Origin of the sequence: Sphingomonas sp. PAMC26645 (assembly GCF_004795835.1) — a bacterium.
Classification (GTDB): domain Bacteria; phylum Pseudomonadota; class Alphaproteobacteria; order Sphingomonadales; family Sphingomonadaceae; genus Sphingomonas.
In genome coordinates, this window is record NZ_CP039249.1 from 3,128,571 (window position 1) to 3,154,717 (window position 26,147).

Consider the following 26,147-nt stretch of genomic DNA (forward strand, 5'->3'; position numbering starts at 1 on the left):
ATGTTTGCTGCACAGGATGATGCGGGACCAGACGAAGTACACGGCGCGATCGAGGGGAGCTCGTGGGTTCGTGAGATCTCAAGCGGCGGCTGGTGGGTTCTGCTTTCCGCAACGCTTGCCTGGACGTTCGAGGTATACGACCTCGCGATCATTTCCGTACTGACGCCAGTCCTGCTCAAGGTGTTCCACCTCACGAAAGCGGAGATGGGACTGGTCACGAGCGCGGCGGCGTTCGGCAGCATCATAGGTGGCATCGCGTTCGGCTACATCGCCGATCGCTTCGGACGCGTCCGCACGCTGTATGCCGCGATCCTGATTTATTCGGCGTTTACGGGCTTGATACTCTTCTCCTCGGGTCTGACCGAACTCCTCATCCTGCGGTTCCTCGGCGGTCTTGGTATGGGAGGCGCGTGGGCAGCCGGTGCGGCCCTCGTGGCGGAAAGCCTCCCGCCCCGTCACCGTGGAAAGGGCGGAGCGATCATGCAATCGGGTCTGCCACTCGGCCAGATACTCGCCATCGCACTCAGCGCAGTGGTCACGCAGGCTTCTGGCGGGCTCGAAGGCGGCGCATGGCGATGGCTGATCGGTTTTGGAGCGCTGCCGGCGATCATCCTTCTCCCGATCATACTCCGCACGCCGGAATCGCCGATCTGGCTCGCTGGTCGAAACACGCCGCGGACCGGCACGAAGTCGACCGGCAGGCTGTTCACCAGGGAGTTGCTGATCGCCTTCATATTCATCTTCTTCGTGCAGTTCGTGTTCTGGGGCGTCTCGTCCTGGACTCCGACGTTCCTGGTCACGGTCAAGCACATGACGTTCCTGAAGAGCCTGGGTTTCCTGTTGGCGCAGCAGATCGGCACGCTCCTTGGGTTCGTCGCGTTGGCGGCGTTGATCGACCGCATCGGACGTCGCTACACCTTTCTCCTGTATCTCCTCATCGGGGCGGCTGCGCTCGGCGTGTTCATCTTCGCCGACCAACCCCAGTTGCTGCTACTCGCCACGTCGCTCGTGGGCTTCGGGCTCGGCGGCATATTCGGCGGGCTGGGCCCCTTCCTAGCCGAACTGTTGTCGTCGAGCGGAAATAGGGCGTTCGGCATGGCGCTGGCCTACAACGGAGGCCGTACCGGCGCACTCATCGCGCCGGTGCTAGTCGGGGCCATGGGGAATACCGAGGCGGGGTTCCAGCTCGGCATGTCCCTGACGGGAGTTGCGCTGGTTGCCGCTGCCATCACTATCGTGTTTGCGCCGGAGACGAAGGGACGCGTGCTGTCGTGAGGGCTTCTATCCGATCCCTCCTGTATGTCCCGGGAAACCGCACGGATCTGTTTGCGAAGGCGGATCGCACCGAGGCAGACGTCATCATCCTCGATCTGGAGGATGCCGTCGCCGCGTCGGCGAAGCATGAGGCGCTTTCGGCCACGTGTCGTGCGATCGGGAACTATGCCGGTCACAAGCGACTGTTCGTCAGGATCAACGATGGCGTCCAAGGGCTCGACGACGTGGCCGCCCTAGCGCACGCGTCGAAGCACCTCGACACGCTACTGATACCAAAGGCGGAGGGCGGCGCATCGTTCGAGCGCCTCGTCGCTTGCACAGACCGCCTGCCGTCTACCGTAGGGCTGCAGCCAATCGTCGAGACGGTTTCGGGCCTCTACTCAATGCGGGCCGTGTGCGACGCGTCGCCCCGGGTGGTCCGCTTCTCATTTGGTGCGGGTGACTTCGTCGCTGACATCGGGGCCCGGCACTCCGACGAACGATCGGAGACGCTTCTCGCACGGTCCACCCTCGTCCTCGAGTCGCGCCTGCTAAGGCTAAAACCCCCGATCGCCCACGTCGCACCTGACTTCCGCGATCACGAGAAACTCCGGCGGATCAGCGCGGAGGATCGAGCGCTGGGTTTCGGGGGAAGAGCTTGTATCCATCCTGCCCAGGTGCCGATCGTGAACGCCGAGTTCGGCATCAGCGAATCGGAGCGGGAACGAGCGCTGCTCATAGTAGCGAGATTCGAGGCCATGGCGGTATCCGGCGTCGGAAGCTTTACACTGGACGACGGGACGTTCGTCGACGAGGCGGTTGCCAAGCTTGCGCGAGCGTCTCTCGGTTAAGGCCAAGTCTTGGCCCCGGCGTGATCCCGACGCTCGACGTCGGTTCCGCTTCGACCTTGCGTCGTCATTCGGCCGCCTCCGCAAGCGGCCATCGCGTCCGGGCAGAGAACCCTCCGTCGCGAAACAATCCGACTGGATGCCTCTGACACTCAACCGGACCCATACCGGGCTCGTTCATGCGCTCGGGGCCGAGGCGGTACCGAAGCGTCTCGAAAGGCTTCGCAACGGTCTTGACGCGATCGGCCAGGCTTCCTGGAATCGACTGTGGCCTATCCGTGGACGGGGTTCGCCTTATAGATCTCCGACAACACGCAGGCCTGGGCGCGGCGTAGACATGTGAGCTTCCCGCGCCCCGTCTACCCAGATCCCCATCCTCCTCGTGAATGGCCGTATGACGTCAGCGGAAAGACGGGTCGTTTCGTTCGAGCATTGAGATTATATCGCTCGTCGACCCTACTTCGCCGATCTTCGCGAAGATGAGCGTGCTGTGCAGATGAGCTTCGGCATCCAGATCGGTGATCGCGTCGATCGCGAACGTGACATGGAAGCCGAGTTCGTAAGCCTGACGCGCAGTCGATTCGACACCCATGCTCGTCGCCACACCCGCGACGACGACCTGCGTCACGCCAACCGTCCGTAGGTCCTTCGCCAGTCCCGTCTCGGTGAACGCACCCCAGGTACGCTTGACTATCACATGGTCCGTGTCCGCGCCTTCAAGTTCAGGAAGTGGATCGGCCCACCCTTCGGGACGCTCTCCTTCCATGCGCGGCGAATCGGTGCGACCTGGCGGCGCGCCAGCCACCGTGATCAATACGACTTTGAGACGCCTTTCTCGGAATGTCCTAGCGAGTCGGACCGCATTCCCGACGACGTCGTGCATGGGGTGGACCGTCGGAAGACTGCGAAACCCGTTCTGGAGGTCCACCAGAAGCAATGCGGTCTTGGGATCTAGCTGAGTGACTGGCATCTCATGTCTCCGATTTGCTGGCGCCTTGTGCCAATGCCTACGCACAACTACAACTTGGATATCTATGGTGGAACAGCTATATGTCGATAGGTAACAGATCGATTGGTGGAGAGAGGCCCGTCGACAGGCTCCGGGATCAGGTGATGATGTTCGTCCGCCGTCTCCGCGTGGAAGCGACGGCGGACGTACAGACCTGGACTCTGCTGGCAATGCTCGCCGCCGTTGACAGGCTTGGTGACGACGCCAATCCGACAGCCCTGGCGCGCGAACTGGATGCTCGATCCTCGAACATCGCGGCCGGTCTGCGAGACGCCGAGAAGCGCGGCCATCTCACGCGTGCTCACGACCCGCATGATCGCAGACGGACGCATGTCCTTCTGACGAGACAGGGGCGCGACACGCTGGACGCAGCCCGAAACCAGCGCAGTCAGTGGCTTTCGGCGGCCGTCAGCGAGTTGACTGCCGACGAACAGCGGACGCTTTCGGCCGCGGGCGAACTGCTTGAGCGGCTCGCGACAACCCCAACCGCCCCTCCATCGGTCAAATGACCCGGCGGCTGGACCTCCGCATTCACGGCGCCATCCTCCTGCGGGCGGCCTTGGTGCTGGCGCCGACGGTGGCTCTTGCCGCCTTCGAAAGCGACGCGGCATGGCTGCAGCTCTCGATCATCACGATTTCGACCTTCATCGGCCATGAGCGGTCAGGAGTGGCACCTGCAGGCGTGCTGTTGCACGCACTTGCGATCATCACCGTGTTCACGGTTCTCCTGATATCGCAGGGAAATCACGTACTCTTCCCCTTATTGACCGCTCTGTTTGCCATGCTGTCCGTTCGCATCACCGTGGCGGGTGCGAAGCTGCGGTCCCTTGGGAACTTCACGTTCGTGCCCGGGCTCTACCTCGCGATGGACGTATTCGAAGCGCATCACGGCCGACTTGACGCCGGGATGTTGCGAATGTTGCCATGGTTGTTCGCAGGCGCGCTCCCGACCCTGCTGCTGGCTTGCATGGATCACGGACTGCGACGTCCACCAGGCACCCCGCGTCCAAGCTATTTCAGACTGTTGATCGCGGGCGCGAAGGGCGGCGAACGCATCTCGGATTGGGTTCCGGTCGTGACCGTCGCCGCTGCCGTGGCATTCGCCACCGGCTTGGTCGAGATCCTTCCAATCTCTCATGGCCAATGGGTGATCTGGTCCGCCGCGTCCGTGGTCGGCGGCGACGCGGCGGCAGTCCGCTCGAAATGGCGGGATCGGAGCATCGGAGCCTTCGTCGGCGTTCCGCTCGGTTTCGCGTTGGGTCTGTTGGCTCCGGGTAGCAGGGCCGTCTACGGTGCGAGCGTCGTCGGTTCTCTGCTTACGCTGGTCGCCTTCCAGAGCTACGTCCTGGGTTTCGGATCGCGTTGCATGTTGGTCGTCGTCGCGATCGTCGTGGCTGGCGGCGGATCGTACGCTGCTGCCGAACGCGTAGAGAACGTCGTATTGGGCGGCCTGATCGGTTTCTGCTTCACGATAGGCGTCTCCTTCTTCGCCAACAGCGCTGCCGACCTACTTGTGGGTGGACCATCGAGACTCGTGCCGCGTTGGATGACAGCAACCGGCAGGCACCGGACCGTGCGAAAACGGGACGCGGATGCCGGCGGAGAAGGCAATGGAGACCACGGATAGCCCCCCACGCTCCCGTTCGTGGAAGAGGCGATCGTAGTCCCGATCACCTGCACTGGACGAGCGAATGGCCTGATGCGAGCGGTTGCAGCGGCCTCACGAGTTCGGTGCACCGTACCGATCATCCGAAAGCAGCTTGTCCCAGCGCACCGGTTGCCCGAAGCAAAGCCGTCTCACCGGTGAGCAGGTCGCTGCGACTGTTCGCCAAAGCCAGCTGCGCGCCACGCAGGCTTTCGTCGGCGATCAGAATGTCGAGCGTCGAACGCAGGCCGACCGCGTATTCCGCCTTCACGCCGGCCAAGGCGCGGTCGGCGGCCGTGACCGCCTGCGTATTGGCATCGACCCGCGTCCTGGCGGCGATGACGTTCGCCCAGGCCGTGTCGATCGCACGGACCACGTTCCGCGACACCGCGTCGGTGTCGTAGCGCGCTGCTCGTGCGTCGGCTGTCGCTTGGCGGACCTGCGACTTGACGAGGCCACCGGTGAGCAACGGCAGCCGGAAGGTAGCCCCGGCCGCCGCGCTCCGGACGTAACCGCCATCGCCGCCACCCGCCGCATAGCCATAGCCATAGCTCGCACCGACCCCGACGCTCGGCGCACCATTGCTCCGCGCGATACCGATCCGCGCGTCGGCCGCGTCGAGAGCGAAACGCGCCTGGCGATAGACCGGGTTGGCCTCGATCGCCTGCGCGCGCGCATTCTCGATCGTCGCAGGCAGTCCCGCGAGCGTCGCCGGCGGCGGCGCGAGTTTCCCTGCATCGACGCCGACGACCGCCCGGTAGTCCGCCGCCGCAGCCGCGAGTGCCGCGACCGCACTGGCTTCGGTCGCACCGGCCGACGCACGTTGCGCAACCAGTCGGGCGACGTCTGTCTGCGTTCCCGTTCCCAGATCGAACCGCGCCTTCGACTCCGCCACCTGGCTGTCGAGCAACTGGATGTCGGCGCGAACGATCGCGACCGACTCCTGCTGAAACAACAGGTCGGCATAGGCACCCACCACGTCGCTGAGCACCCCGGCGGTCACGTCCCGTACGCCTTCCCCGCCCGCCGCGACGTCGGCATCGGCGGCGCGGACCGCGGTGCGGACCCGCCCCCCGGTCCAGATCGGCAGTGACGCCGACACTGTGCCGCTGCCGCTCTTGCCGCGATCGTAACGGTCATAGCCTCCCGTCGCGCCGACATCCGCAGTCAGCCGGCCGAGCGACCGCGCCTGCTCGGGCGCCTCGGCGAGCGCGTCCTGCCGAGCATTTGCGCCGGCAAGCGTCGGGTTGTTCGCTACGGCCGCCCGTACTGCATCCGCCAGCGTCTCGGCTGACGCCTGTGGCGCCGCCATGATTAACGCGGCCCCGGCAAACCAGACCCTATTCATGACGGAGCGCCCAGGCCGGCGTCGCCCGCGAAGCCCTTATCGACTGCGAAAGCACCGTCGCGATCGCGATCGCCAGCGCGAGCACGCTCGCAGCGATGAAGTATGAAGGCGACAACGCGATCCGGTCGTCGAACCCGGCCAGCCACGCCCGCATCGCGACATAGGCGAGCGGCCAGGCGAGGAGGTTGGCCAACAGCACCGGCCGTAGGAACTGCCCGACCAGCAGCTTCACGACGTCGCCCGACGATGCGCCGAGCACCTTGCGGATGCCGATCTCGCGCACTCGCCTCGCGGTGGTGAACGAGGCGAGCCCCCACAGTCCGACACAGCCGATCGCCACGGCAAGGCCCGCGCCGATCGCGAAGAGGTTCGCCATGCGATCATCGGCTTCGTAAAGCTTTTCGAGCGCCTGCACCGTTGTCCGGGCGTCGAACGGCACCTCGGGTGCCTCTCGGCGCCAGGCATCGCCCGCAGTTTGCGCAAACGCCTTGGCATCCCCGCTGAAGCGGATCATTGCGACTGCGGACTGGGGTGGGCGAAGCGTGAACAGATAGGCGGTCGGCGATACCTTGTCGCGCGGCGAGTAGACCCGCATGTCCTCGACCACGCCGATGATCGTCCGCGGCGTTTCGATCCCCACGGTCTTGCCGATCGCGGACTGTGGGCTGCCGAAATGGAAGGCACGAACGGCGCTGCGGTTGATGATGATGTTCGCCGGCAGGCGCTCGGACCCCGCCACACCGGCCTTGTCCGGGTTGATGTCGGCCGGACGTGCGGGGTCGAACTGCCGTCCGGCGATCAGCTTTGCGCCGAGGACGTCGAAATAGCCGGGGATGGTATCGAAGCGTTCGAGCGACAACCCAGGCCCGGAGGTGCCCGGTAGAGGATAGGTCGTCGTCGAGACGTAAAGGCCGCGTCCGGGCACCGATGTGCCTACGCTGACGCCCCGCGCGTTCGGGAGCGCGGCGAAGCGGTGAAGTAGCGATTCGCGCTGGGAGTCGTCCAAACTGTCGCTCCCGAACGAGCGAACGAGCAGCAGTTGATTGCGGTCATAGCCGACGTCGGCTTCGCGAACGTGGCGAGTCTGCGAAACCAATACCAGCGTCCCCACGATCAAGGCGATCGTGACGGTGAACTGGAAGATGACGAGCGCTTCGCGGGTGCGGGCGCCTGCGCGTCCGCCGCCTGGCGACCGGGCCGAAGCCAGCACGGCAGCCGCGGGAACACGCGACAGGATGACGGCCGGGTATAGGCCGGCGACGGCACCGACGAGGATCGCAAGTACCGCGAGCGGCAGCAGCACGCCGTCCAGCCCGACATAGCGGACCGACAGTTCCAGCCCGGTCGCAGCGTTGACCAGCGGCACGCCGAGTTCCGCGAGAGCCAGCCCGAACACCGCGGCGATGAGCGCGGTGGCAATCGCTTCCCCTACGAAGTGACGCAGCAACGTCGCCTGGTCAGCACCCAGCACCTTCCGCATGCCGACTTCACGCGCACGCAGGCCGGCACGTGCGGTCGCGAGGTTCACGTAGTTCACGATCGCTACGATCAGCGTGAGCAGACCGATGATCCCGAGCGTGGTCACCATCAGGGTCGCTCCGGGCGTCTCGAAATGCGTGTCCGTCATCCGCCGCAGCGACAGCGAGACCGAGAAGACGCCGCCGTTGTCGGGCGTCTCCGCCGTGACGTGCCGCGCCGTGATGCCGGGCAGCGCTGCCGCGAGCCGCGACGCCGCGGCGGCATCAGCCAACCAGACATAGGTGGACGGACCGCCGTAGTTCCAGGAATGATTGGAGACGTAGGACGCGTCGTTCCGGTCTTCGGAGATGACGAGCGGCGCAAGCAGGTCGAACTCAAGTTGCGTGTCGTTCGGCAGATCGTCGATCACCGCCACTACGCGGTAGGCGTAGCGCTTGCCGCCGAACGTTACCGCCAGAGGTGCGCCTATCGGCGACGCCGACCCGAAATACTTCTCGGCCGTCCGCCTCGTGATGACGATTGCAGTCGGATCGTCGAACCGCGCCGGCAGCGCGCCCGCCACGGCATGCAGTTGAAAGATCGTAAAGAAGGTCGGATCGACCAGCCCCATGCGTTCCCTCACGCCGACGCCGTTCTTCACCACCGCAGCATCCGCTCGCTGGATGCGGGTACCACGCGTAGCCGGTAGATCGGCCTTGATCGCCGACCACGCCGCCACGGGTGTCGATTGGCGCGCACGTACGCTGCTAAGCGCGTCGCTGGTCTGGCTTTCGACGAGGTAGATGTGCTGATAACCGGGCAGCCAGCGTTCGAACCCGGTCTCGAACCGCACATAGAGCGTAAGGACGAGGAACACGGCGATGCCGAGCGCGAGACCGCCGATGTTGAGCGCGGCGTAGAGGCGGTGACGGGTCAGCGAACGCCAGAAGCCGATCAGGGCGAAACGGTTCATATAGAGTCCCTTCAGATCTGACGCGCGACGGAGGCGACGATGCGCCCGTCGAGCATGTCGATGCGGCGTCCGACGAGATCCGCATGCGCGGGGCTGTGCGTCACCATGATGATCGTCGCGCCGGCGGCGTTGAGGCTTTCGAGGATCCCCATCACCTGCGCGCCGTTCTCCGTATCGAGGTTGCCGGTTGGCTCGTCGGCGAGGATGAGTTTCGGATCGCCGACGATCGCGCGGGCGATCGCAGCTCGCTGCTGCTGGCCTCCGGACAGCTGATGCGGGTAATGACGCGCGCGATGTGAGATACCGACGCGGTCCATCGCCGCCTCGATCCGCGCCCGGCGGTCGCCCTTCTGGTCTTTCCGATAGGCCAGCCCGAGCTCGACGTTCTCGGCGATCGTAAGTTCGTCGATGAGATTGAAGCTCTGGAAGACGAAGCCGAGCGTCTGCGCGCGGAACTGCGCCAGCGTCGCCTCGCCCTCGCTTGCCAGATCGCGGCCATCGAACAGGTAGCGTCCACCGGTCGGTCGATCGACCGTGCCGAGCGTGTTGAGCAGAGTCGACTTGCCGCAGCCCGACGGCCCCATGATCGCGACGAACTCGCCGGCTGCGACGTGAAGGTCGATATCGGCGAGCGCAGTCGTCTCGACCGCGTCGGAGAGGTAGCGGCGCTGAATGCCGTCCAGGGTGATCATGATTGCGGAACCTTCACTTGAGGTTGATCGAGGCGGCTTTGTTGAAGCCGCTGGTGTCGGAGGTGACGATGCGTTCGCCGGCCGCGATGCCGGACAGGATCTCGACCTGGCTAGCGTTTCGGCGGCCGATGCGGATCGTGCGGCGCACCGCATGCGTGCCGCCCGCGTCGAGGACGTAGGCGGCAGCGCCACCGTCGCTGTCGATCCAGCCGCCAAGCGGCGCGACGATCGCCGGACGCGCTGCACCGAGCGTGATCCGGGCGTCGATCGCCTGCCCGCGGTTGAGGCCCTGGGGTGACGTCCCGCGGAAACCGAGTTCCACGCGGAAGCGTCCATCGGTCACCGCGGGAAGGACCTTGGTGACGACGAGGTGCGACATCCCCTCCCCGCTGGCCTGCTGGCCGATCTGGACGCGACCCAGGAAATACTGGTCGACGTCGGCGACCAGCTTCCAGGACCCCTCGCTGTCGACCTGTCCGGCTGGATCGCCGGGCTTCAGCGACTGGCCGGGCTGAATCGTGAAGTTGGTAAGGCGCCCGGTCGCGGGTGAGCGAACGGTCAGCGCGTCCAGGCCATCGCGCACTGCCGCCAGATTGTTCGACAGGCGGCCACGCGTGTCGGAGAGCCGGCTCGCTTGAAGCTTTGCGATGCGCTGCTCAGCACCCTCCGCAGCGTGCAACTGCGCGACACGCTGACGCTGGTACGTGGCCTCTTCCTGATAGCTCCTCAGGCCGGCATCTGACACGAACCCCTTGTCGTGGAGCTGCTGCCGGATGCTCAAATCGCGTCGCGCCTTGATCAGGTCATAGTCGGCGCCGGCCACCTGCGTGTCACGGTCCCGCGAACTGCGTTCGAGCGTCAGATCCTCGCCCGACACCTGACCGAGCTGGCTTGCGATCGCGGCTTCGCGCGTCAGGATATCGAGCTTCAGCTGGGGATTGGCGAGCGTGGCGAGCGGCTGGCCCGCGAACACCGCTGCGCCGTCCTGCACGATCAGCCGCTCGACCTGGCCGCCGGATACAACGCCGACCAAGGTCGTCACGTTCGGTGCGACGGTCGCGCGAACGGGAACCGCATCGTCGAACGGCGCGCGCGTCACACCACTCGTCACGACATCGGCCGCTGCGACATCGGTAGAATGCGCGGATGGAAGGAAGCGCCACAGCGCGATCACGCATAAAACCGCAAGTACGGCCGCGGCCAACATCCCAATGCGGCGGCGCGAGAGTCGCGGCGTCTCGACGCGGCGATCCATGCTCGCGCCGCTCGTCGCGTTCGGGCTGGCTGAAGAGTCAGATGTCACGATCGGTGGTCCATACGCGAGTGTCCGAATCCGGACGGTGACTGTCCGGCATCGGACAGTCGCGGTTCTGGCTGCTCAACCACGCTCGGTCCGATGATCAAGATCAGTGGCCTGACGCGCCTGTTCAAAGACGTTGCGGCGGCAGGAGTACTCGGATGCTGACCACATACGGATGCCGACTCCGCAGACCAGATCGGCGGCGCTTGAGACGCGACGGTCGAACGTGGCGCGGCCTATGCGGCTGCCGAGATCGAGATCGCGGTACTTGACCGTGGTTTGCCGAGGCGCGTCGACGTTGACCGAGTTCGCGCTCGCGGGATCGGCGAAGGCGACCAAGCTTGCGGCTCCGACCACGCTGAGAAAGGAACAGACGATCCGGCGACTGTTGGTGTTCATGACAGGATCCTTTCGTCGACGGGACTGCCGACCCGCTTCCAAGAGCATCAACCATGCCAGCTTCGTAAGACGTTCTTTTATGGCACTTATTTGCACGCGATCTGACTGGGCCGTTTGCTTTGCTGTTCACGACCGGACATCGGGTGTCCACGATCGGACACTGGCACGCATCTTGATTGTGCGCCGGGTATGAACAAAGCTCTACCGATGTCCCCGACGCCCTCCTTCGATCGCTGCCTCGTCGTCGATGATGACGAGGACATCCTCCTTGCAGCGCGCCTGCTGCTCGCGCCGATGTTCCGCGAGGTCGTGACGACCATGTCCCCGGACGAGGCCATCGCGGCGATCGAACGCGGACATTTCGATGCGGTGCTGCTCGACGCGAACTTCGCGCGGGGTGCGACCGACGGATCGGAGGGGTTCCGGTGGCTGAGCCTGATGCAGGCGGCCGATCCCGCCGCCGCGATCGTGATGATCACCGCGCATGGCAGCGTCGCGGTGGCGGTGGCGGCGATGAAGCACGGTGCCATCGATTTCGTCTCGAAACCCTGGAACAACGATCGGCTGCTGGCGACGGTGCGCAACGCCGCCTCGCTCGGCCGGATGCGCCGCATCGACACCGGCGCCGCCACTCCGAAAGCGACGGGCTCGCCGCTGCTCGGCACGTCCCCGGCCATGGCTCGCGTCCAGTCGCTGATCGAGAAGGCAGCGCCTACCGATGCGAACGTCCTCATTCTCGGTGAGAACGGCACCGGCAAGGAGCTCGTCGCTCGGGAACTTCACCGCCTTTCGCGAAGGGCTGCAGGAGAACTGGTGACGGTCGATCTGGGGGCGATCTCCGAGACGCTGTTCGATTCCGAACTGTTCGGCCATGCCAAAGGCGCGTTCACCGATGCGCGGACGGATCGCATAGGAAGGCTCCAGTCGGCGGATGGCGGAACGCTGTTCCTCGATGAGATCGGCAACCTGCCGCTTCATCTCCAGCCGAAACTGCTGACCGCGCTGGAACAGCGCCGCGTCACGCCAGTCGGCACGAACCGGCCGGTCGCGATCGACATTCGTGTCGTCTCCGCGACGAACGTGGCCGTGGCGGGTCTCGCCGACGAGCGGCTGTTTCGGCAGGATCTCCTATTCCGGCTCAACACCGTCGAGATCGAACTGCCGCCGTTGCGCGAGCGCCGCGAGGACATCGCGTTGCTGCTGAACACGTTCCTCGACGAGTTCCGCACCCGCTACGACAAGCCGGATCGGAACTTACCTGCCGATGTCCTCGCCGCCCTGATCGCATACGACTGGCCTGGCAACGTCCGCGCGCTTCGCCACGCCGCCGAACGCGCGGTCATCCTCGCCGAAGGCGCCATTTATACTCTGGCCGACTTTCCTCTCGGTCGATCGGCGCCGGTAGCCGAGGCCGCACCGGTCGACGATCTCAACCTCGACCGGGTCGAGCGGCAGGCGATCGAGCAGGCGCTGAAGAAGCACGCGTTCAACATCTCGACCGCGGCAACCGAACTCGGACTGTCGCGCGGCACGCTCTATCGGCGGATGGAGAAGCATGGCCTTTAGACGCCGTTTCGCGGTGCGCCTCGCCGCCCGAGTCCTGCTGCTGCTTTTCGCGCTGAGCGTCGCGAGCCTGCTCGCCGCCTATGGGCGCGCGCCGGCCGCCATGCTCCTCGCGGTCGGCTTTGCGATACTCGCCACGTTCGGCCTCTGGAGCCTCGTGTCCGAGAGCAACGCCGAACTCGCGCGATTCGTCGCCGCGCTAGACCGCGTCGACCTCAGCCAGTCGTTCACCTGGAACGGCCGGGGCTCCGGGTTCGACCGGCTTGGCGCAGCGTACGAGCGAGCGCTAGCACGTCTACGCGAGGAACGGGCCGGCGGCGCCACTGCGGCTACTTTTGCCAGCGCGCTTGCCGACGGCGCCCCCACGCCGCTTCTGGTCCTGGGTCCAGGCGACGCACTAACGCTGGGGAACAAGGCGGCGAGGCGACAGTTCGGCCGCGGATCGCCGACCGATATCGCGGCGCTTGGCCGTTACGGCGAAGCGTTCGTCGAACTGCTCCGCGGCGCAGTGCCCGGACCTAGCCGACTTGGCCGGATCGTAGTGGACGGCCTGTCACAACGCGTCGTCGTCGATGCAACGCTGATCGAACTCGCCGGCGACGTCCGACGCATCGTTGCCGTGAAGGTGATCCAGGCCGAGCTCGACGGTGCCGAGCTAGCCGCGCAGATCGACCTGGTCCGCGTCCTGACGCACGAGATCATGAACTCGCTGACCCCGGTGACGTCGCTCGCCGCAACCGCGAGACATCGGCTCGATGCGCTCGACCCGACTGACAACCCCGCGATCGGCGACGCGCAGCTCGCGGTAGGCGCTCTGGCGCGACGGGCCGGCGAACTCGAACACTTCGTCGAGACCTACAAGGGCTTCAGCGAAGCTCCGGCTCTTCGCCGCGAACGGATCGACGTCTCCGACTGGTTGACGCGTACCGCCACGGTCCACGCCGCCATGCCGAATGCGACCGCACCAGTGACCCTGAACATCGCGCCCGACCTGCGTCCGCTGTACGGAGATGCCGCGCTCCTCACACAGGTCCTGCTCAACCTGCTCAAGAACGCTAGCGAGGCAGTTGCCTCGACCGAACGTCCCGCGATCGCGTTGACCGCCGAAACCAGGCCGAACGGCCGGATCCGGATCGCGGTGACCGACAACGGGCCCGGCATCGCGACGCATCTGTCTCGCGAGGTGTTCCTGCCATTCTTCACCACCAAGCCCCGCGGCAGCGGCATAGGCCTTAGCTTTGCCCGCCAGATCGTTCTTCTTCATGGCGGGCAGATCGAGGTCGGTGACGGGCTACCGAGCCGTATCGAGATGATACTTCCGACGACGCTGTGTTAGGTCATCAACTCAATTCCCAGGAGGGCCCCCTGACGAAGAGCGGGGTGCAGCAGGGGAGGCCATTTCGCGATGTCCAACGACACCTCAGGATCTGCGCGACGCTCGTTGGCGAGAGGCACGGCGCCGAGCCTTGAGCAGCTAGTTACGCTCGAAGTTCCGATCTCCCTCGTGCATAGGCTAGTTCGATGACGAATTGGGACGATGTTCGCTACTTCCTGGCGGTCGCGCGCGGTGGATCGGTCCGTGCCGCAGCGGATCGGCTCAAGGTGACCCATTCCACGGTGATACGCCGCATCAGTCAGCTCGAGGAGCTGCTCGGCGCACAGGTCTTCGAAAAACTGCCGTCGGGCTACCGTTTGACGGAGGCCGGCGAGGAAATCCTCGCGCTAGCGGAGCTGATGGAAGGGGCGTCGAATAAGCTGGAAACGCGCGTCTTCGGTCGGGATCAAAGCGTGCGCGGGCTACTCCGAGTGGCTCTGCCGCCGACTGTCGCAACCCATTTGCTGATGCCCGATTTTGCCGAGTTCTGCCGCCTGTACCCCGATATCGAATTACAGATCCTATCGTCCTCGGATCTGGTCAATCTCACGACGCGCCAAGCCGACGTGGCGCTGCGCGTGGTGTATGATCGCGATACGCTGCCCGCCCATCTGATCGGTCGGCAGCTCCGTGACGTTCACGGCGCCGTCTATATCTCTCGTGCACTGCTCGAAGACCATCGCTCGGGCCGAGAGGCGAAGGTCCGGTGGGTGCTGAAGCTGGAGGATGGCGGAGTCCCCGAATGGGCAAGGGAGAACGACGTCGAGCAGTCCGACGCCCCCGTCACCGTTACGGATTCCGAGGCGCAGATCATCGCTGTCAGAGCGGGCTTGGGCATGGCGCCGTTGTCCTGTTTCGTGGGCGATGTCGATCCGCTGGTCATACGGGTTCCAGGAGGCGCCCTACGCAAGCACGGCACCTTCTGGCTGCTGACGCACGGCGAGACCCGCAAGACGAAGCGCGTTCGCTTGTTCAGTGACTTCATCGCCCAGCGGTTCGAGGCCCATTCCGCGCTTCTCGCCGGTCTGGTCAGTGGCGTATCGAGCACCTGAGCTTCCGCCATCCCGACACGAGTCCATGCATGGCGGCCTAACCCGGACGCCCTTGCTTTGCCTCACGATCAAGCGCGACCTTGGCGAGATCCTTCAGAAGCTTCTCGTGTGCGAGCCAGAACGCGTCGGGCGCGGCTTTTGCCAATTCGATCCAGTGGGGACCCCGCATAGTCTCTTCCGTCCAAAGATGGACGCCTCTCTCCGTGGGCGTGATGATCCACGCATGGTGGGCCTTCGATTCCTCGGAAACGAGCGGATAGCCCCCCCAGGCGATGCGGCTCTTCGGCACGAACTCCTGCACGGAAGCGAAGACGTCCTGGCCAGCGAGGTTCGTCTCGAAGCGCGTGCCGGATTGCAACCTGCTATGCCCATCCAGCAACCGGACGTGCTGGACCCCGGGGTAGAAGCCGGGCCACGCTCCGGGGTCGACGAGCAGGGACCAGACCGTCTCGGGCGATACGGCGACCTCCAATTCGTTGGTGAAGTGGATCGGGCACTGGCTCGGTGCCATGTCGGCGGGCCAATCTATGATCTCGAACATAAGATTTTTCCTAACTTCGTGGGATGCGGCGGGTCAGGCGATTGATCGCAGGACGCCGCCATCGACACGCAGAGCCGCACCCGTGGTGCCGGAAGCCTGCTGCGAGCAGAGATAGACGACCATGTTCGCGACCTCTTCTGTCGACGTGAACCGATTGAGCAAGGTGGTTGGTCGCATCGTCTTCAGGAACTCCTGTTCGGCGTCCTCCTGCGTGATCCCCTGCTCCTCGGCCGTCTTCTTCATCCAGTTCGACAGGATTTCGGAATTGGTCGGGCCGGGAAGGACCGAGTTGACGGTGACGCCCGTTCCGCCGACCAGTTCCGCGAGCCCCCTCGATACGGCAAGCTGCGCGGTCTTCGTCATGCCGTAGTCGATCATCTCCTTCGGGATGTTGATCGCGGATTCGCTGCTCATGAACACCACACGGCCCCAGCCGCGCGCCGTCATCCCCGGCACGTAATGGCGTGCCGCGCGCACTCCGCTCATGACGTTGGTCTGGAACAGGTCCAACCATTCGCCGTCGTCCTGATCGAAGAAGCCGTTGGGCCGAGCCGTGCCCATGTTGTTCACGAGGATGTCGGCTTCCGGCGCTTGCGCAGCTAGGGTGGCGGAGCCCTCGGCGGTCGCCAGATCTGCAACGACGCCGCTCAGCTGGGCGTCAGGGAATTGCGAGCGCAATTCCCGCAGCGTGTCGGAGACCCTACCCTGCGTCCGCCCGTTGATGACGACCGACGCCCCCGCCCTGGCCAATCCTTCGGCGATCGCGCGACCGATGCCTGCCGTCGAACCCGTGACGATGGCCCGACGACCCTTGAGATCGATATTCATGCTACTGTTCCTTCAAGTTTGGCGCAAATTGGCACAGGCGAGATAAGCCGCGTCCATGCATCTCATCGGGGCTTAACTGGCTGCCCGGAGGACTTCGGCTTCCGCCGCACGCTTGAGCTCTTCGACCCAGTTCTGATGATAGCGGTAGAGCGCCCCGGGGTTCTTGCGGCCGAGCTCTTCGAGGAAGAACGGGCCCTGCTGGGTTTCCTCGGTCAGCAGATGGCAACCGGTGTCCGTAGGGGTGATGACCCAGCCATGATAAGCGCTTGATCCGGTATGATCGCCATCGACGGTCGTCGACCACGCGAGCCTTTGACCGGGCACGGACTCGGTGACGACGAGGCTCATCGGGAAGCCGACGGTAACTCGGCTATACCGTGTGCCGAGCTGCAGTTCGTGCTCGTCGCTCAGAATTTTAACCTGGTCTTCGGGTGGAAAATAGTCGGACCAGTTCTCGGCATCGACGAGCAGTTTCCAGACGACCTCGGGAGGCGCTGCGACGTCGATATCGTTGAGCGCGTAGATCGCCGATGTCTTTGGGTCGAACGCCTCAGGCCAGATGACGTGATCGTACATGATTCAGTCCTCCTTCTTGTATAGATCCTGGAAGATCAGCGGTCCCCAGGTGGTGCCGCGCGCCTGGACGAGCGTCCCGCCTTCGGCGAGCGCGCCGAGTTTAACCGGAGCATAGCCAAGCTGTTCGACGAGGGTGGCCACCGCGCCGGTGGCACCCTCCTCGTCGCCCGCGAGGAAGACCACGCGGCGCCCGCCGGCAACGGCTGGATCCTGATCGAGGATGCTTGCGGGAAGATGATTGAACGCCTTGACGAGCTTGGCGCCGACGAAGGCCTTGGCGATCACCGCCGATGACGGGAGATGCCCGAGCTCCTCGAGAGGAACGCCATAGGCGTTGGTGACGTCGATGATCGTCTTGTCCTGCCAATCCGGAGCGGCCTTGGCGACCGCCGGGTGGGCCCCAAACGGCACCGCAAGCAGGATGATATCGGCCTGAACGGCGTCCTTGAGGGACTTGGGGATGATGCCCGTGCCGATCGCAGCCGCCTGCGCCGCGATGGCATCGGGACCACGCGTGGTCGCGACGACGACCTCGATGCCTTTTCGGGCGAACATTCTGGCTAGCGCCTGGCCGACAGGGCCGAAGCCGATAATCGCGTATTTCATGATCAGTGTCCGATCGTTGTGTTCGGAAACCTAAATGGGACCTACGCGAGCCGTCCGGGATTGGCCATTTCCGAACATCGGTGGTGCATCCGCGGACCACTCCACCGCCAAGCCCTGTCCAGCACCTGTTTCGGATCGGCGATTTTCGCGCGGGATGCGAACCGGAGCGATGACGCTTGCGAGGTGCCCGGTCACCGTCCGCTTACCAAGGTGGCAGTCGCTTCCGACGATCCTACGGTATAGCCGCTACTTCACATGATCACCGGTTCGCGATCCGTCCGGACCCAGCCGCGTTGAACTCGTCTTCGTGTCGCGATCCTCACTCGGCCTCACCATGCATCTCGGAGCGGGTCCGTCCCTTGGCTGCCGAATGCCCCTGCCCGGTCAAAAGTCAGGCTCGATGCACGCTACGCCGGTGCTCTGCCACGAGCGGGCAGGTAGATGTCGAGCAACGCTTCGTGCTCGACCTGCCGTAAACCCGCCAGCTAGCACGAGCGGCTGTGCAACCTACCAGATCGCTACCCTATCGCCCGGCTTGAGGTAGTAGCGTTCGCCTGCACCGACATGAAAGCTCCTATACCAGGCGTCGATGTTGCGAGCCGGACCGATGATCCGGAACGCGCGAGGCGCGTGTGGGTCGGTCGCAACCTGCTTGCGAACGAAGTCCTGTGTGGCGTGGCCGCGCCATGCCTGCGCCCAACCAAGGAATACCCGCTGGTCGCCCGAGTAGCCGTCAAGCGTCTGCGCTGCCTTCCCGTCGAGCGATCGATGATACGCCTCTAGCGCTATGGTGAGTCCGCCGAGGTCCGCGATGTTCTCCCCCATGGTGAGGGCGCCGTTGACGTGCACGCCCGTCAATGGCTCGAACTTGGAGAACTGCGCACCGAGACGTTTGGCGCGCTCCTCGAACGCAGCGGCGTCGGCGGCCGTCCACCAGTCGCGCAGCTGGCCGTCGGCGTCCAGCTTTCGCCCCTGGTCATCGAAGCCGTGCGTGAGCTCATGCCCTATCACCGCTCCGATCGCACCGTAGTTGACGGCCGGATCGGCCGCTGGATCGAACATCGGCGCTTGAAGGATCGCCGCGGGGAACACGATATCCTGAAGCGAGCCATTATAGGCGTCGTTCGTCTGCGGCGTCATCGTCCAGTCCGAGCGATCAACCGGATCGTTCAGCCGCGAGGTGTGAAAGCGCCAGTTCCACGCTGCGGTGCGGCGCACATCTCCGACGAGATCGTCTCGCGTGATCCGCAAACCGCTGTAATTTCGCGGCCGGTCCGGGTAGCCCACCTTGATCTGGTAGGTGTCCAGCTTGCGCAACGCCTCTAGCTTCGTCGCTGGGCTCATCCAATCCAATCGCTCGAGCCGGGCGCGCATAGCCGCCTTGACGTCGCCTACCAGTCGCTGGATGCGGGTCTTGTCAGCGGCTGGAAAGAAGCGGTCAGTGTAGAGCTGGCCCAGACCGAAATCCATGTGGCCGAAGCAGTCGATCTGTTCCTCGGTAGCGCCGCAATCGCCGCCGCCGACGGCCGTGAGCGCTCGACGCCAGCGTGGTTGCTGCTCGGTCTGTCCAGCCAGAACCTGGTCACGGAAGGTGAAACGCGCGTCGGCGTACGGCTTGGACATATAGAAGGCGGCGTTGTCGACGACCTTGGCGGCCTGCCACGCCTTGAGCACCGGGAGCGGCGTGATCGCGAAGATCGCCGCGATGCGAGGCAGGGCGCTCTTCTCGGCCACGATCACCCTCGGCTGAGAGATCAGACCGGCCTCGGTTAGGAATGCGGACCAGTCGAACCCCGGTGCGAAATCATTTAGGCCAGCCGTCGCCAGCGGATTGTACTTCGCATGCACGTCACGTTGCTCGACCTTGGTCCAGCTCGCGCCCGCGATCTGCGCTTCGAAAGCGACGACTCTCGGCGCCATCGAGGTTGCATACGGCCATTTGACGAGCGTCAGCAGCCGCGTGAGATATGTCTGGTATGCCGCCAGTTGCGGCGCCAGCTGAGGCTGGGAGTAGTATTCCCGGTCCGGCAGCCCCAGCCCCGCCTGGGAGACATGGACTGCGTAGCGCGCCGCGTTCTTGAGGTCGACGTCCAGGTCCAAATCGAAGATCGTACCGTAGAAGTCGCTCTTTCCCCGACCCATCAGACGCGCGAGCTCCGTACGATCGTGAGCCGCCGCGATGGCGTTAAGCTCCGGGCGGATGGGACGATCGCCGAGAACGTCGATGCTGCCGTCGTTCATGAAGGCGGCATAGAATGCTCCCAGCTTGCCCGTCCGGTCCGTTGGCACGTTGCCGCCTGTTCTCTCGGCAGCGGCGAGAAGCCCATGAAGACGGTTTTCGGTCGTATCCCCCATCCGGGTCCGCAGCGAGACGATCGACTTGTCAGCCGGGATCGTCGTACGCACGTTCCATGCTCCATTGGCGTAGACGTCGAAATCGTCGCCGGGCTTCACCGTGGGATCAATGGCGGACAGATCCACCCCCCAGGCTCCGTACACCGGGGCGACGGAGGATTTGGATTGCGAGGCGGGCGCGCCGACAGGCAAGGCCGCCAACACTGCCAACGCGGCCGGTCCCCACCACTTTTCCATCGTCAACGTCGCCTTATAGAAGTATCGAACCGCTGCCGGCGGTTGAGCGCGGGCGTCCCGCCACATAGCCGATCAGATGCCTTTCTCCAGCCCGCTTCCGCATGGAACGCAAACAGCGCCAGCAGCTCGTACTACGGGCTGCGGCGCTGCGGCGCTGCGCAGAACGAAACGCACTTTCGATTGGGGTCGACGATCCGACGGGCCCCGAAGGTCTCCATGGGGCGCTGAACCGTAGCGAGTTCGCGTGAGATAGGTCGCGCTTCACGGCGGCCAAGCATCCACGTAGTTCGGCAGCGGTTTTCTGCAGCGAGACGATATTCCCCGTACGGCAGCCCTGCGGTCAGCGAGCGATCGAGATCGATGCGATCGCCGGGCGCGAGATACGTTGCCCATGTTCCAGGAGCAGGGCGGTCGCGGCATCACTGTCGACCGCCGGCGAAAAGACGTACCCCTGCCCCAGTACACAGCCGATGGCTCGAAGCTGCCCGACCTGTTCTTCGGTCTCGATCCCTTCCGCCACGATCCGGATGCCCATCTTCTTCGCGATCCGGATGAGTCCTTCGACGATGGTAAGGCTCACCCCGTCGGGTTCGAGATGGTCGACGAACATCTTATCAATTTTAATGACGTCGACGGGAACCGTAAGTAGGTGCGTCAGCGACGCGAAGCCTGTCCCGAAGTCGTCCAGCGCCACACGGATGCCACTGGCTCTTAGCGACCTGATCGCCCTCTGGATGGCTTGATCGCCACGCCCCATGTAGACCGTCTCGGTGACTTCCAGGATGACGTGATCGAGAGGAACCCCTTCACGATCGAACGTTGCAGCGAGAACCTGTCCGACGGAGCCATTGCTGAGATCCGCCGACGATATGTTGATGCCGACATGCTGAAACGGGATGCCCAAGTCGAGCCATCTGCGCAGATCGACAGCGACAAGGGTCATCATCCGCGCGGTCAGCGAAGTCGCAACCTGGGCGTCGGCGGTCGCTTCATGGAACGACGCGGCGGAGACGACGGTGTCGCCGATGCGCATGCGGCAAAGCGCCTCCAGTCCGACGACCTCACGCGTATCCAGCCGGAAGATCGGCTGGTAGTACGCCTCGACCCGATCCTCCCGCAGTGCGGAGCTCAATTCCCTGATGGCTTCCATGCGCCGCGTCATGTTCGAACCGAGCCCTGCCGAGTATCGTACGAACCCGCCTCGGCTGGTTTCCTTGGCATGGTAGAGCGCGAAGTCTGCATTCTGGCGGACGCGCTCTACGGTTGGATTGTCCTGCGAGTAAACCGCTCCGCCGATGGTGGCCCTAGGGACAACGATGTGCCCGCCGCAATCGGCGGAGGGTTCGAGCGAGTCCAGGATATGCATTGCCGTCGCTTCGAGATCCCTCAGGGCGTCACCTGCCTGAAGTATCACCGCAAACTCGTCGCCACCGATCCGGAACGTACGGCCCGGACGGGCTGCGCCCGCGATCCTGTCGCTCGCGACCTGCAAGAGTCTGTCGCCGGCATGGTGGCCGAAGGTGTCGTTGACGATCTTCAGGTTATCGAGGTCGAGTACGAACAGCGCCCAACTTCCGGACGCAGCACCTTCCAGTTCATTGAGGGCAGCATGATACGCGGCTCGGTTCGGGTGTCCGGTCAACGCGTCTTTAAACGCACGCCGTTGGTGCTCAAGAACACGGTCGTGCCGGTCGATGGCTATCTGCGTAAGGTGAACACAGTTGGCCACCACTTCGCGTTCGAACGCGGTCGGCCCCCTTGCATCACGGTAGTAGAAGGCAAAGGTAGCGATCGCGCTCCCGGCAGCGTCGCATATCGGACTGGACCAGCATGCGCGAAGCCCGTGGGGAAGTGCCAGGTGCTTGAACCCAGCCCACCGGACGTCCGTCTCGATGTCGACGGCCGCAACCTCAGCCCTCAGATAAGCCGCGGTTCCACAGGAGCCTGACAGCGGACCTATCATGACGCCATCGAGCGCATGAGAATACCTGTCAGGAAGGCTTGGACCCGCCAACGGGTGGAGTAGACCTGCTGGATCGACGATCAGAACCGAACAGATCACTTCCGGAAGAATGCGCTCCACCTCGCTACACAGCGCTGCGCTTGTGGAGTCGAGGCTTGCGCCTTTGGCGATCATCCGCAGAATCGTATTTTGGAGCTGGAGCAGGATACTTTCGGTATCATCGCCGTCTCTGCGGAGATCGGATTTTGCCAAGCCCATATGTCAAATACATATCACATTCGTCTTTACGATTGCTTTATGGTCCAACTCAGACTGGGTAGCATATAGATCCATTTTGACTATAATTGTTGCCCTATCGCTTCGTGTCGGAAGGCGTTGAAGCCTTCGATGCTACATACGAAAAACGTCATATCCGAACCGAACCCGCGATAGACTTTCATTGGTTCAACGCGTTTCGCACGCGGATATGTGCGTTCTTTTGATCGCAAGATAGTCCAGATCCCGACGTCTGGAGCACGGCATTCTTCTCCGGCAGCAACGTCTACCTGAGAGTTCTAGCACTTAGGTATAGTAGTCGCGGCGACGCCTCGCGGTAAGAACAGGCCGATGATATTCAGGTACGACGTCGATCGCGTCTTCGAGATCGGTGGAACGCCTGGTTCCGTGGAGCACCGCTGTGGTCAACCCCAAACGTCGTGACTTCCTCGTCGCCGCAAGCGTGTTCGGCGCAACCGCCGCAACCGTCTCCGCCCGAGCCCAGACCTACGGCAATCCCGATCTACCGCCAGAGGGGGCGATCAACGCGGCGAACAACCCCGCGACCCGTCGCACGCCGATCGGGCCGCAGAACACCGCGCTCGCAGATCAGTTTCCCTCCGCGGGAAGCCCGCCAGCCACCGACGTCGACGGTCTGCCAATGTTCTGGGCATCGTTCAACAATGCCCACAAGCGTATACAGAACGGCGGCTGGGCGCGGCAGGTGACGAAGGCCGACTTTGCGATCTCGACGACCATATCCGGCGTCAACATGCACCTGTCCGCCGGTGGCATCCGTGAACTGCACTGGCACCTGACCGCGGAGTGGTCGATCATGACGCGCGGCCGGTGCCGCATCACGACGATGGATGCGGAAGGCCGGGCGAGCGTCGACGATGTCGAAGAGGGCGATCTCTGGTACTTCCCTGCGGGCCTCCCCCATTCGCTCCAGGGCCTCGGGCCCGACGGTTGCGAATTCGTGCTGGCGTTCGACGACGGTGCGCAGTCGGAGAACAACACGCTGCTGCTGAGCGAATTCATCGCGCACATTCCGCCCGAGATCCTAGCCAAGAACTTCAACGTTCCACCCGATGCATTCAAGACGATACCATTGAGCAGCAAATGGATCTTCCAGGGTCAGGAGCCTGGCACGCTGGCGGCTGATCGCGCAGCCGCGCACGTCGTACCGGGTGCGGCACCGGTCATCTTCCATCTCTCTCGGTCAAAGCCGCGCCATTCCACGGCGGGTGGCACGATTCAGATCGCCGACAGTGAGAACTTTCCGATCTCGAAGACGGTCGCGGCAGCACTCGTGACCGTCAAGCCGGGCGGCATGCGGGAGATCCACTGGCACCCGAACGCGGACGAGTGGCAGTACTGGATGAAGGGCAAGGGGCGCATGACGATCTTCGACAATGGTCCCAAGGCGGTCACGATGGACTTCAATCCGGGCGACGTCGGCTATGTGAAGAAGAGTCAGGGCCATTACATCGAGAATACCGGAACCGGCGACCTCGTCTTCCTCGAGATATTCCGCACGGATCGCTATGAGGAGGTGTCGCTGTCGAACTGGCTCACGCACCTGCCGCCCGATCTCGTCGCCCAGCATCTCAACATTCCGGCGTCGACGATCAAGCGGTTTCCACGCGGCGGACCGGGGATCGTGCCGATTTGACGGCTACCCCGAGCGTCGCTGGCAGTGCCACGGAACACGTCACGTTCCATACCTATGATAGCTTGAAAGACCCCTCATGTGCTTTTCGGCTACTGCAAGCTTCGTCGCCTCCGGGGTGCTGGCGACAATCGGCGTGGCGACGCTGCGCCAAGTTCGCGAGCCCCGCGCCCTGCTCTTCGCTTCCGTACCGATGCTTTTCGCCGGGCATCAGTTCTGCGAGGGGCTGGTCTGGCTGGCATTCCACGGCGAACTCGGGCGGGTTGCACTCGACCATGCCGTACTGCTGTTCATGCTGTACGCGCTCGGCGTCCTTCCGACGTTGATGCCGGCGGCGGTGGCGTTGATGGAGCCGGTCGGCTGGCGTCGCACCGCGATCGTCGGGCTCACCATAGCCGGCGCATTCGTATGCGCCTGGAACATCGTGGGCCTGATCCTGTTCCCGGTCCACGCGTTCGTCGAACATTCCTCGATCGCATATCGTAACCCGATGACCAGCAACATGGTCGTGTCGGTCCTCTACATATTGGCGACGTGCGGCGCACTGCTGCTGTCCACCCACCGCGTCGTCAGGACGTACGGCGTCGTGAACATGATCGGGCTGACGATCGTCCACTTGGTCAAAGGCTATGCCTTCGCCTCGGTCTGGTGCTTCTACGCCGCGATCCTGAGCGTCATGCTCTATTGGCAGTTCCACCGGCGCAAGATCGACGTCGCGACGCCAAACGGCGCTTCGTCGGCTCACAAGCCGTTCCTGCTGACGTGGCTCCGAGCGTCATGACCGATAAGCAAGAACACTTTGCGTACATCGTGCAGGCACAAGGAATATCGAGTTCGGCGGACGTGCGGACAAGTCGGTTTGGCCGTTCGCGCAGCGCCTCGCCGCTACCTTTTCGAACGACTGTTGCACCAGGGCCGAAATGCGCAACCGTGCAGGTCCGACCGTCCCCAGTCCGCCATGCTTCGTCGCACCTGCCGCGGTTACGTCCGACGCCCGGCTTTCCGCCATCGGCTCGCGGACAAGCGCCGATGTGCTCCGCGCGACCGCTTACGACGTCGACAGGAAGTAGCGGAACAGACTCGGCCATCGGAAGTGACACGAGAGCATGAAGCTTCGATGGATCGAATCCGACCGATCGGCCCGACTCGTGGTGGAGGTCGGAGATACTTGGGAACCGGTCGGCGATGTTCATCGTGATGAGGAGCTCGAACTGATCGCGGCGATGGAGGGCAATCCGCCAAGTGCGCGCTCATGGGAGGGCGATGCGCTTGCGCTCCAGCCCAGGTCCTATCGCGACTTCATGCTTTACGAGCGCCATTTCGTCCAAGCAGGGCACGGCTATCTCAAAAGGTACCGGCCGGCCGTCGCGCGTCTCGCGCGAGGCTTCGAGGCGATGACTGGAAGAGACTTCCCGCCGCTTCGACCGCCGCCGCTATGGTACAAAGAGGCCATCTACTACATGAGCAATCATCTGGCCTTCGTAGGCAACGGCGCATTGATTGGTTGGCCGTCTTACACGGACGCCCTGGATTACGAGCTGGAGCTGGGCTTCTTCCTCGAGCGCCCGCTGCGGGACGCGACGCCGGAGGAGGCGTTGGCTGCGATCGGTGGCTTCACCGTGTTCAACGACTTCAGCGCACGCGACGTGCAGATGCCCGAAATGGGTAGCGGTTTCGGACCGCAGAAGTCCAAGAGCTTCTGCAGCGCATTGTCGTCGACGGTAGTCTCCGCGAACGTGATCCTGCCAGACATCGACCGCCTGACGGGCCGCGTCATCATCAATGGCGACGTGGTGGCGCAGTGCTCCTCCGCCGGGATGCAGCACACGATCGGACAGGCGGTAGCGCACGTATCGCGATCGGAAACCCTCCACCCCGGCGAGTTTTTTGCGACAGGCACGTGGCCGAACGGTTCGGGAATGGAGAACGGACACTGGTTGAAGCCAGGTGACAAGATTCGGCTCGAGATAGACGGCGTAGGCCATCTCGAAAACAGGGTGGCGAGCAGATCAAGTCGACCAATCAACCTTCACGCTGACCACGTTGCCGCAACGACGTTGACGGACGAACGTGCGCGGCGTTTAGCTGAAGTCCAACCGGCGAACGCGAATATGAATTCGCATACCACTTCGATCTCTTCGGCCACAAAAGCGCGGTTAGTCGAGAACGATCGTTGATCTAATGACTTCCTTCTGTGG

The 26,147-nt window shown here is 63.9% G+C and carries 22 protein-coding genes; 10 read left to right on the forward strand and 12 right to left on the reverse strand.

Going from position 1 to position 26,147, the window contains the following annotated elements:
* Both E5673_RS14405 and E5673_RS14410 read left to right on the forward strand, forming a co-directional pair.
* A complete protein-coding gene (locus E5673_RS14405) occupies window positions 1-1,275 on the forward strand; it encodes an MFS transporter (RefSeq protein WP_136190541.1) in 1,275 nt (424 codons plus the stop codon).
* Window positions 1,272-2,105 carry a CoA ester lyase gene (locus tag E5673_RS14410; RefSeq protein ID WP_136190542.1) on the forward strand — a complete coding sequence of 278 codons (834 nt, stop codon included), beginning with the start codon at window positions 1,272-1,274 and terminating at the stop codon, window positions 2,103-2,105. Before E5673_RS14405 ends, E5673_RS14410 begins: the two co-directional genes overlap by 4 nt.
* Window positions 2,106-2,502: 397 nt before the next feature.
* Here the strand turns inward: E5673_RS14410 and E5673_RS14415 are convergent, their stop codons facing one another.
* On the reverse strand, window positions 2,503-3,072 hold the full coding sequence (locus tag E5673_RS14415; protein ID WP_136190543.1) for an isochorismatase family protein: 570 nt from the start codon (window positions 3,070-3,072) through the stop codon (window positions 2,503-2,505).
* Window positions 3,073-3,215: 143 nt separating this feature from the next.
* Between E5673_RS14415 and E5673_RS14420 the strand changes: the two genes are divergently transcribed.
* Window positions 3,216-3,620, forward strand: a complete 405-nt coding sequence (locus tag E5673_RS14420) for a MarR family transcriptional regulator (RefSeq protein WP_136190544.1) — start codon at window positions 3,216-3,218, stop codon at window positions 3,618-3,620.
* Window positions 3,617-4,738 (forward strand): FUSC family protein, encoded by a 1,122-nt coding sequence (locus tag E5673_RS14425; protein ID WP_136190545.1) that lies wholly within the window; start codon window positions 3,617-3,619, stop codon window positions 4,736-4,738. The genes E5673_RS14420 and E5673_RS14425 overlap by 4 nt, the downstream gene beginning before the upstream one ends.
* A gap of 118 nt (window positions 4,739-4,856) precedes the next feature.
* Here the strand turns inward: E5673_RS14425 and E5673_RS14430 are convergent, their stop codons facing one another.
* The 5 genes from E5673_RS14430 to E5673_RS14450 form a co-directional block, all read right to left on the reverse strand.
* Window positions 4,857-6,068, reverse strand: a complete 1,212-nt coding sequence (locus E5673_RS14430) for a TolC family outer membrane protein (protein ID WP_247599403.1) — start codon at window positions 6,066-6,068, stop codon at window positions 4,857-4,859.
* A gap of 28 nt (window positions 6,069-6,096) precedes the next feature.
* Window positions 6,097-8,535, reverse strand: a complete 2,439-nt coding sequence (locus E5673_RS14435) for an ABC transporter permease (RefSeq protein WP_136190547.1) — start codon at window positions 8,533-8,535, stop codon at window positions 6,097-6,099.
* Window positions 8,536-8,546: 11 nt separating this feature from the next.
* Window positions 8,547-9,227 (reverse strand): ABC transporter ATP-binding protein, encoded by a 681-nt coding sequence (locus E5673_RS14440; protein WP_136190548.1) that lies wholly within the window; start codon window positions 9,225-9,227, stop codon window positions 8,547-8,549.
* 13 nt (window positions 9,228-9,240) lie between these two features.
* Complete coding sequence (locus tag E5673_RS14445; protein WP_247599404.1) at window positions 9,241-10,530, reverse strand: efflux transporter periplasmic adaptor subunit; 1,290 nt, start codon at window positions 10,528-10,530, stop codon at window positions 9,241-9,243.
* A gap of 75 nt (window positions 10,531-10,605) precedes the next feature.
* The gene (locus tag E5673_RS14450; RefSeq protein WP_168711641.1) at window positions 10,606-10,926 is read right to left on the reverse strand and encodes a UrcA family protein; all 321 of its coding nucleotides are present in this window, start codon (window positions 10,924-10,926) and stop codon (window positions 10,606-10,608) included.
* Window positions 10,927-11,133: 207 nt separating this feature from the next.
* On the opposite strand from E5673_RS14450, the gene E5673_RS14455 reads away from it, so the two are divergent.
* The 3 genes from E5673_RS14455 (at window position 11,134) to E5673_RS14465 (ending at window position 14,916) form a co-directional block, all read left to right on the forward strand.
* The gene (locus E5673_RS14455) at window positions 11,134-12,492 is read left to right on the forward strand and encodes a sigma-54 dependent transcriptional regulator (RefSeq protein WP_136190550.1); all 1,359 of its coding nucleotides are present in this window, start codon (window positions 11,134-11,136) and stop codon (window positions 12,490-12,492) included.
* Window positions 12,482-13,825: an ATP-binding protein gene (locus tag E5673_RS14460; protein ID WP_136190551.1), complete on the forward strand. Its 1,344-nt coding sequence runs from the start codon at window positions 12,482-12,484 to the stop codon at window positions 13,823-13,825. The genes E5673_RS14455 and E5673_RS14460 overlap by 11 nt, the downstream gene beginning before the upstream one ends.
* Before the next feature lie 185 nt (window positions 13,826-14,010).
* Window positions 14,011-14,916, forward strand: coding sequence for a LysR family transcriptional regulator (locus E5673_RS14465; protein ID WP_136190552.1), 906 nt, complete (start codon window positions 14,011-14,013; stop codon window positions 14,914-14,916).
* A gap of 37 nt (window positions 14,917-14,953) precedes the next feature.
* Here the strand turns inward: E5673_RS14465 and E5673_RS14470 are convergent, their stop codons facing one another.
* The 6 genes from E5673_RS14470 to E5673_RS14495 all read right to left on the reverse strand — a co-directional run bounded on the left by E5673_RS14470 (window position 14,954) and on the right by E5673_RS14495 (window position 22,280).
* Window positions 14,954-15,457 (reverse strand): SRPBCC domain-containing protein, encoded by a 504-nt coding sequence (locus tag E5673_RS14470; protein WP_136190553.1) that lies wholly within the window; start codon window positions 15,455-15,457, stop codon window positions 14,954-14,956.
* Window positions 15,458-15,490: 33 nt separating this feature from the next.
* Complete coding sequence (locus E5673_RS14475) at window positions 15,491-16,285, reverse strand: SDR family oxidoreductase (protein WP_136190554.1); 795 nt, start codon at window positions 16,283-16,285, stop codon at window positions 15,491-15,493.
* A 72-nt stretch (window positions 16,286-16,357) separates the two neighbouring features.
* Window positions 16,358-16,861: an SRPBCC domain-containing protein gene (locus E5673_RS14480; protein ID WP_136190555.1), complete on the reverse strand. Its 504-nt coding sequence runs from the start codon at window positions 16,859-16,861 to the stop codon at window positions 16,358-16,360.
* Between the two features lie 3 nt (window positions 16,862-16,864).
* On the reverse strand, window positions 16,865-17,467 hold the full coding sequence (locus tag E5673_RS14485; protein WP_136190556.1) for an NADPH-dependent F420 reductase: 603 nt from the start codon (window positions 17,465-17,467) through the stop codon (window positions 16,865-16,867).
* 507 nt (window positions 17,468-17,974) lie between these two features.
* The gene (locus tag E5673_RS14490; protein WP_247599686.1) at window positions 17,975-20,059 is read right to left on the reverse strand and encodes a M13 family metallopeptidase; all 2,085 of its coding nucleotides are present in this window, start codon (window positions 20,057-20,059) and stop codon (window positions 17,975-17,977) included.
* 340 nt (window positions 20,060-20,399) lie between these two features.
* Window positions 20,400-22,280 carry a GGDEF domain-containing protein gene (locus E5673_RS14495; protein ID WP_247599405.1) on the reverse strand — a complete coding sequence of 627 codons (1,881 nt, stop codon included), beginning with the start codon at window positions 22,278-22,280 and terminating at the stop codon, window positions 20,400-20,402.
* Between the two features lie 418 nt (window positions 22,281-22,698).
* Between E5673_RS14495 and E5673_RS14500 the strand changes: the two genes are divergently transcribed.
* From E5673_RS14500 to E5673_RS14510, 3 genes are all read left to right on the forward strand, one after another.
* Window positions 22,699-23,952: a cupin domain-containing protein gene (locus E5673_RS14500; RefSeq protein ID WP_136191531.1), complete on the forward strand. Its 1,254-nt coding sequence runs from the start codon at window positions 22,699-22,701 to the stop codon at window positions 23,950-23,952.
* 76 nt (window positions 23,953-24,028) lie between these two features.
* Complete coding sequence (locus tag E5673_RS14505; protein ID WP_136190558.1) at window positions 24,029-24,730, forward strand: DUF6629 family protein; 702 nt, start codon at window positions 24,029-24,031, stop codon at window positions 24,728-24,730.
* Between the two features lie 325 nt (window positions 24,731-25,055).
* Entirely contained in the window at window positions 25,056-26,126 is a 1,071-nt protein-coding gene (locus tag E5673_RS14510; RefSeq protein ID WP_136190559.1) for a fumarylacetoacetate hydrolase family protein, read from the forward strand.
* Window positions 26,127-26,147 lie beyond the last annotated feature (21 nt).

Bases quoted from the DNA above. Each gene is read 5' to 3' on its own strand.
- E5673_RS14405 (WP_136190541.1), top strand. From the start codon at position 1: ATGTTTGCTGCACAGGATGATGCGGGACCAGACGAAGTACACGGCGCG.
- E5673_RS14415 (WP_136190543.1), bottom strand. From the start codon at position 3,072: ATGCCAGTCACTCAGCTAGATCCCAAGACCGCATTGCTTCTGGTGGAC.
- E5673_RS14420 (WP_136190544.1), top strand. From the start codon at position 3,216: ATGATGTTCGTCCGCCGTCTCCGCGTGGAAGCGACGGCGGACGTACAG.
- E5673_RS14425 (WP_136190545.1), top strand. From the start codon at position 3,617: ATGACCCGGCGGCTGGACCTCCGCATTCACGGCGCCATCCTCCTGCGG.
- E5673_RS14430 (WP_247599403.1), bottom strand. From the start codon at position 6,068: ATGGCGGCGCCACAGGCGTCAGCCGAGACGCTGGCGGATGCAGTACGG.
- E5673_RS14435 (WP_136190547.1), bottom strand. From the start codon at position 8,535: ATGAACCGTTTCGCCCTGATCGGCTTCTGGCGTTCGCTGACCCGTCAC.
- E5673_RS14440 (WP_136190548.1), bottom strand. From the start codon at position 9,227: ATGATCACCCTGGACGGCATTCAGCGCCGCTACCTCTCCGACGCGGTC.
- E5673_RS14450 (WP_168711641.1), bottom strand. From the start codon at position 10,926: ATGAACACCAACAGTCGCCGGATCGTCTGTTCCTTTCTCAGCGTGGTC.
- E5673_RS14455 (WP_136190550.1), top strand. From the start codon at position 11,134: ATGTCCCCGACGCCCTCCTTCGATCGCTGCCTCGTCGTCGATGATGAC.
- E5673_RS14460 (WP_136190551.1), top strand. From the start codon at position 12,482: ATGGCCTTTAGACGCCGTTTCGCGGTGCGCCTCGCCGCCCGAGTCCTG.
- E5673_RS14465 (WP_136190552.1), top strand. From the start codon at position 14,011: ATGACGAATTGGGACGATGTTCGCTACTTCCTGGCGGTCGCGCGCGGT.
- E5673_RS14470 (WP_136190553.1), bottom strand. From the start codon at position 15,457: ATGTTCGAGATCATAGATTGGCCCGCCGACATGGCACCGAGCCAGTGC.
- E5673_RS14475 (WP_136190554.1), bottom strand. From the start codon at position 16,285: ATGAATATCGATCTCAAGGGTCGTCGGGCCATCGTCACGGGTTCGACG.
- E5673_RS14480 (WP_136190555.1), bottom strand. From the start codon at position 16,861: ATGTACGATCACGTCATCTGGCCTGAGGCGTTCGACCCAAAGACATCG.
- E5673_RS14485 (WP_136190556.1), bottom strand. From the start codon at position 17,467: ATGAAATACGCGATTATCGGCTTCGGCCCTGTCGGCCAGGCGCTAGCC.
- E5673_RS14490 (WP_247599686.1), bottom strand. From the start codon at position 20,059: ATGGAAAAGTGGTGGGGACCGGCCGCGTTGGCAGTGTTGGCGGCCTTG.
- E5673_RS14495 (WP_247599405.1), bottom strand. From the start codon at position 22,280: ATGGGCTTGGCAAAATCCGATCTCCGCAGAGACGGCGATGATACCGAA.
- E5673_RS14505 (WP_136190558.1), top strand. From the start codon at position 24,029: ATGTGCTTTTCGGCTACTGCAAGCTTCGTCGCCTCCGGGGTGCTGGCG.
- E5673_RS14510 (WP_136190559.1), top strand. From the start codon at position 25,056: ATGAAGCTTCGATGGATCGAATCCGACCGATCGGCCCGACTCGTGGTG.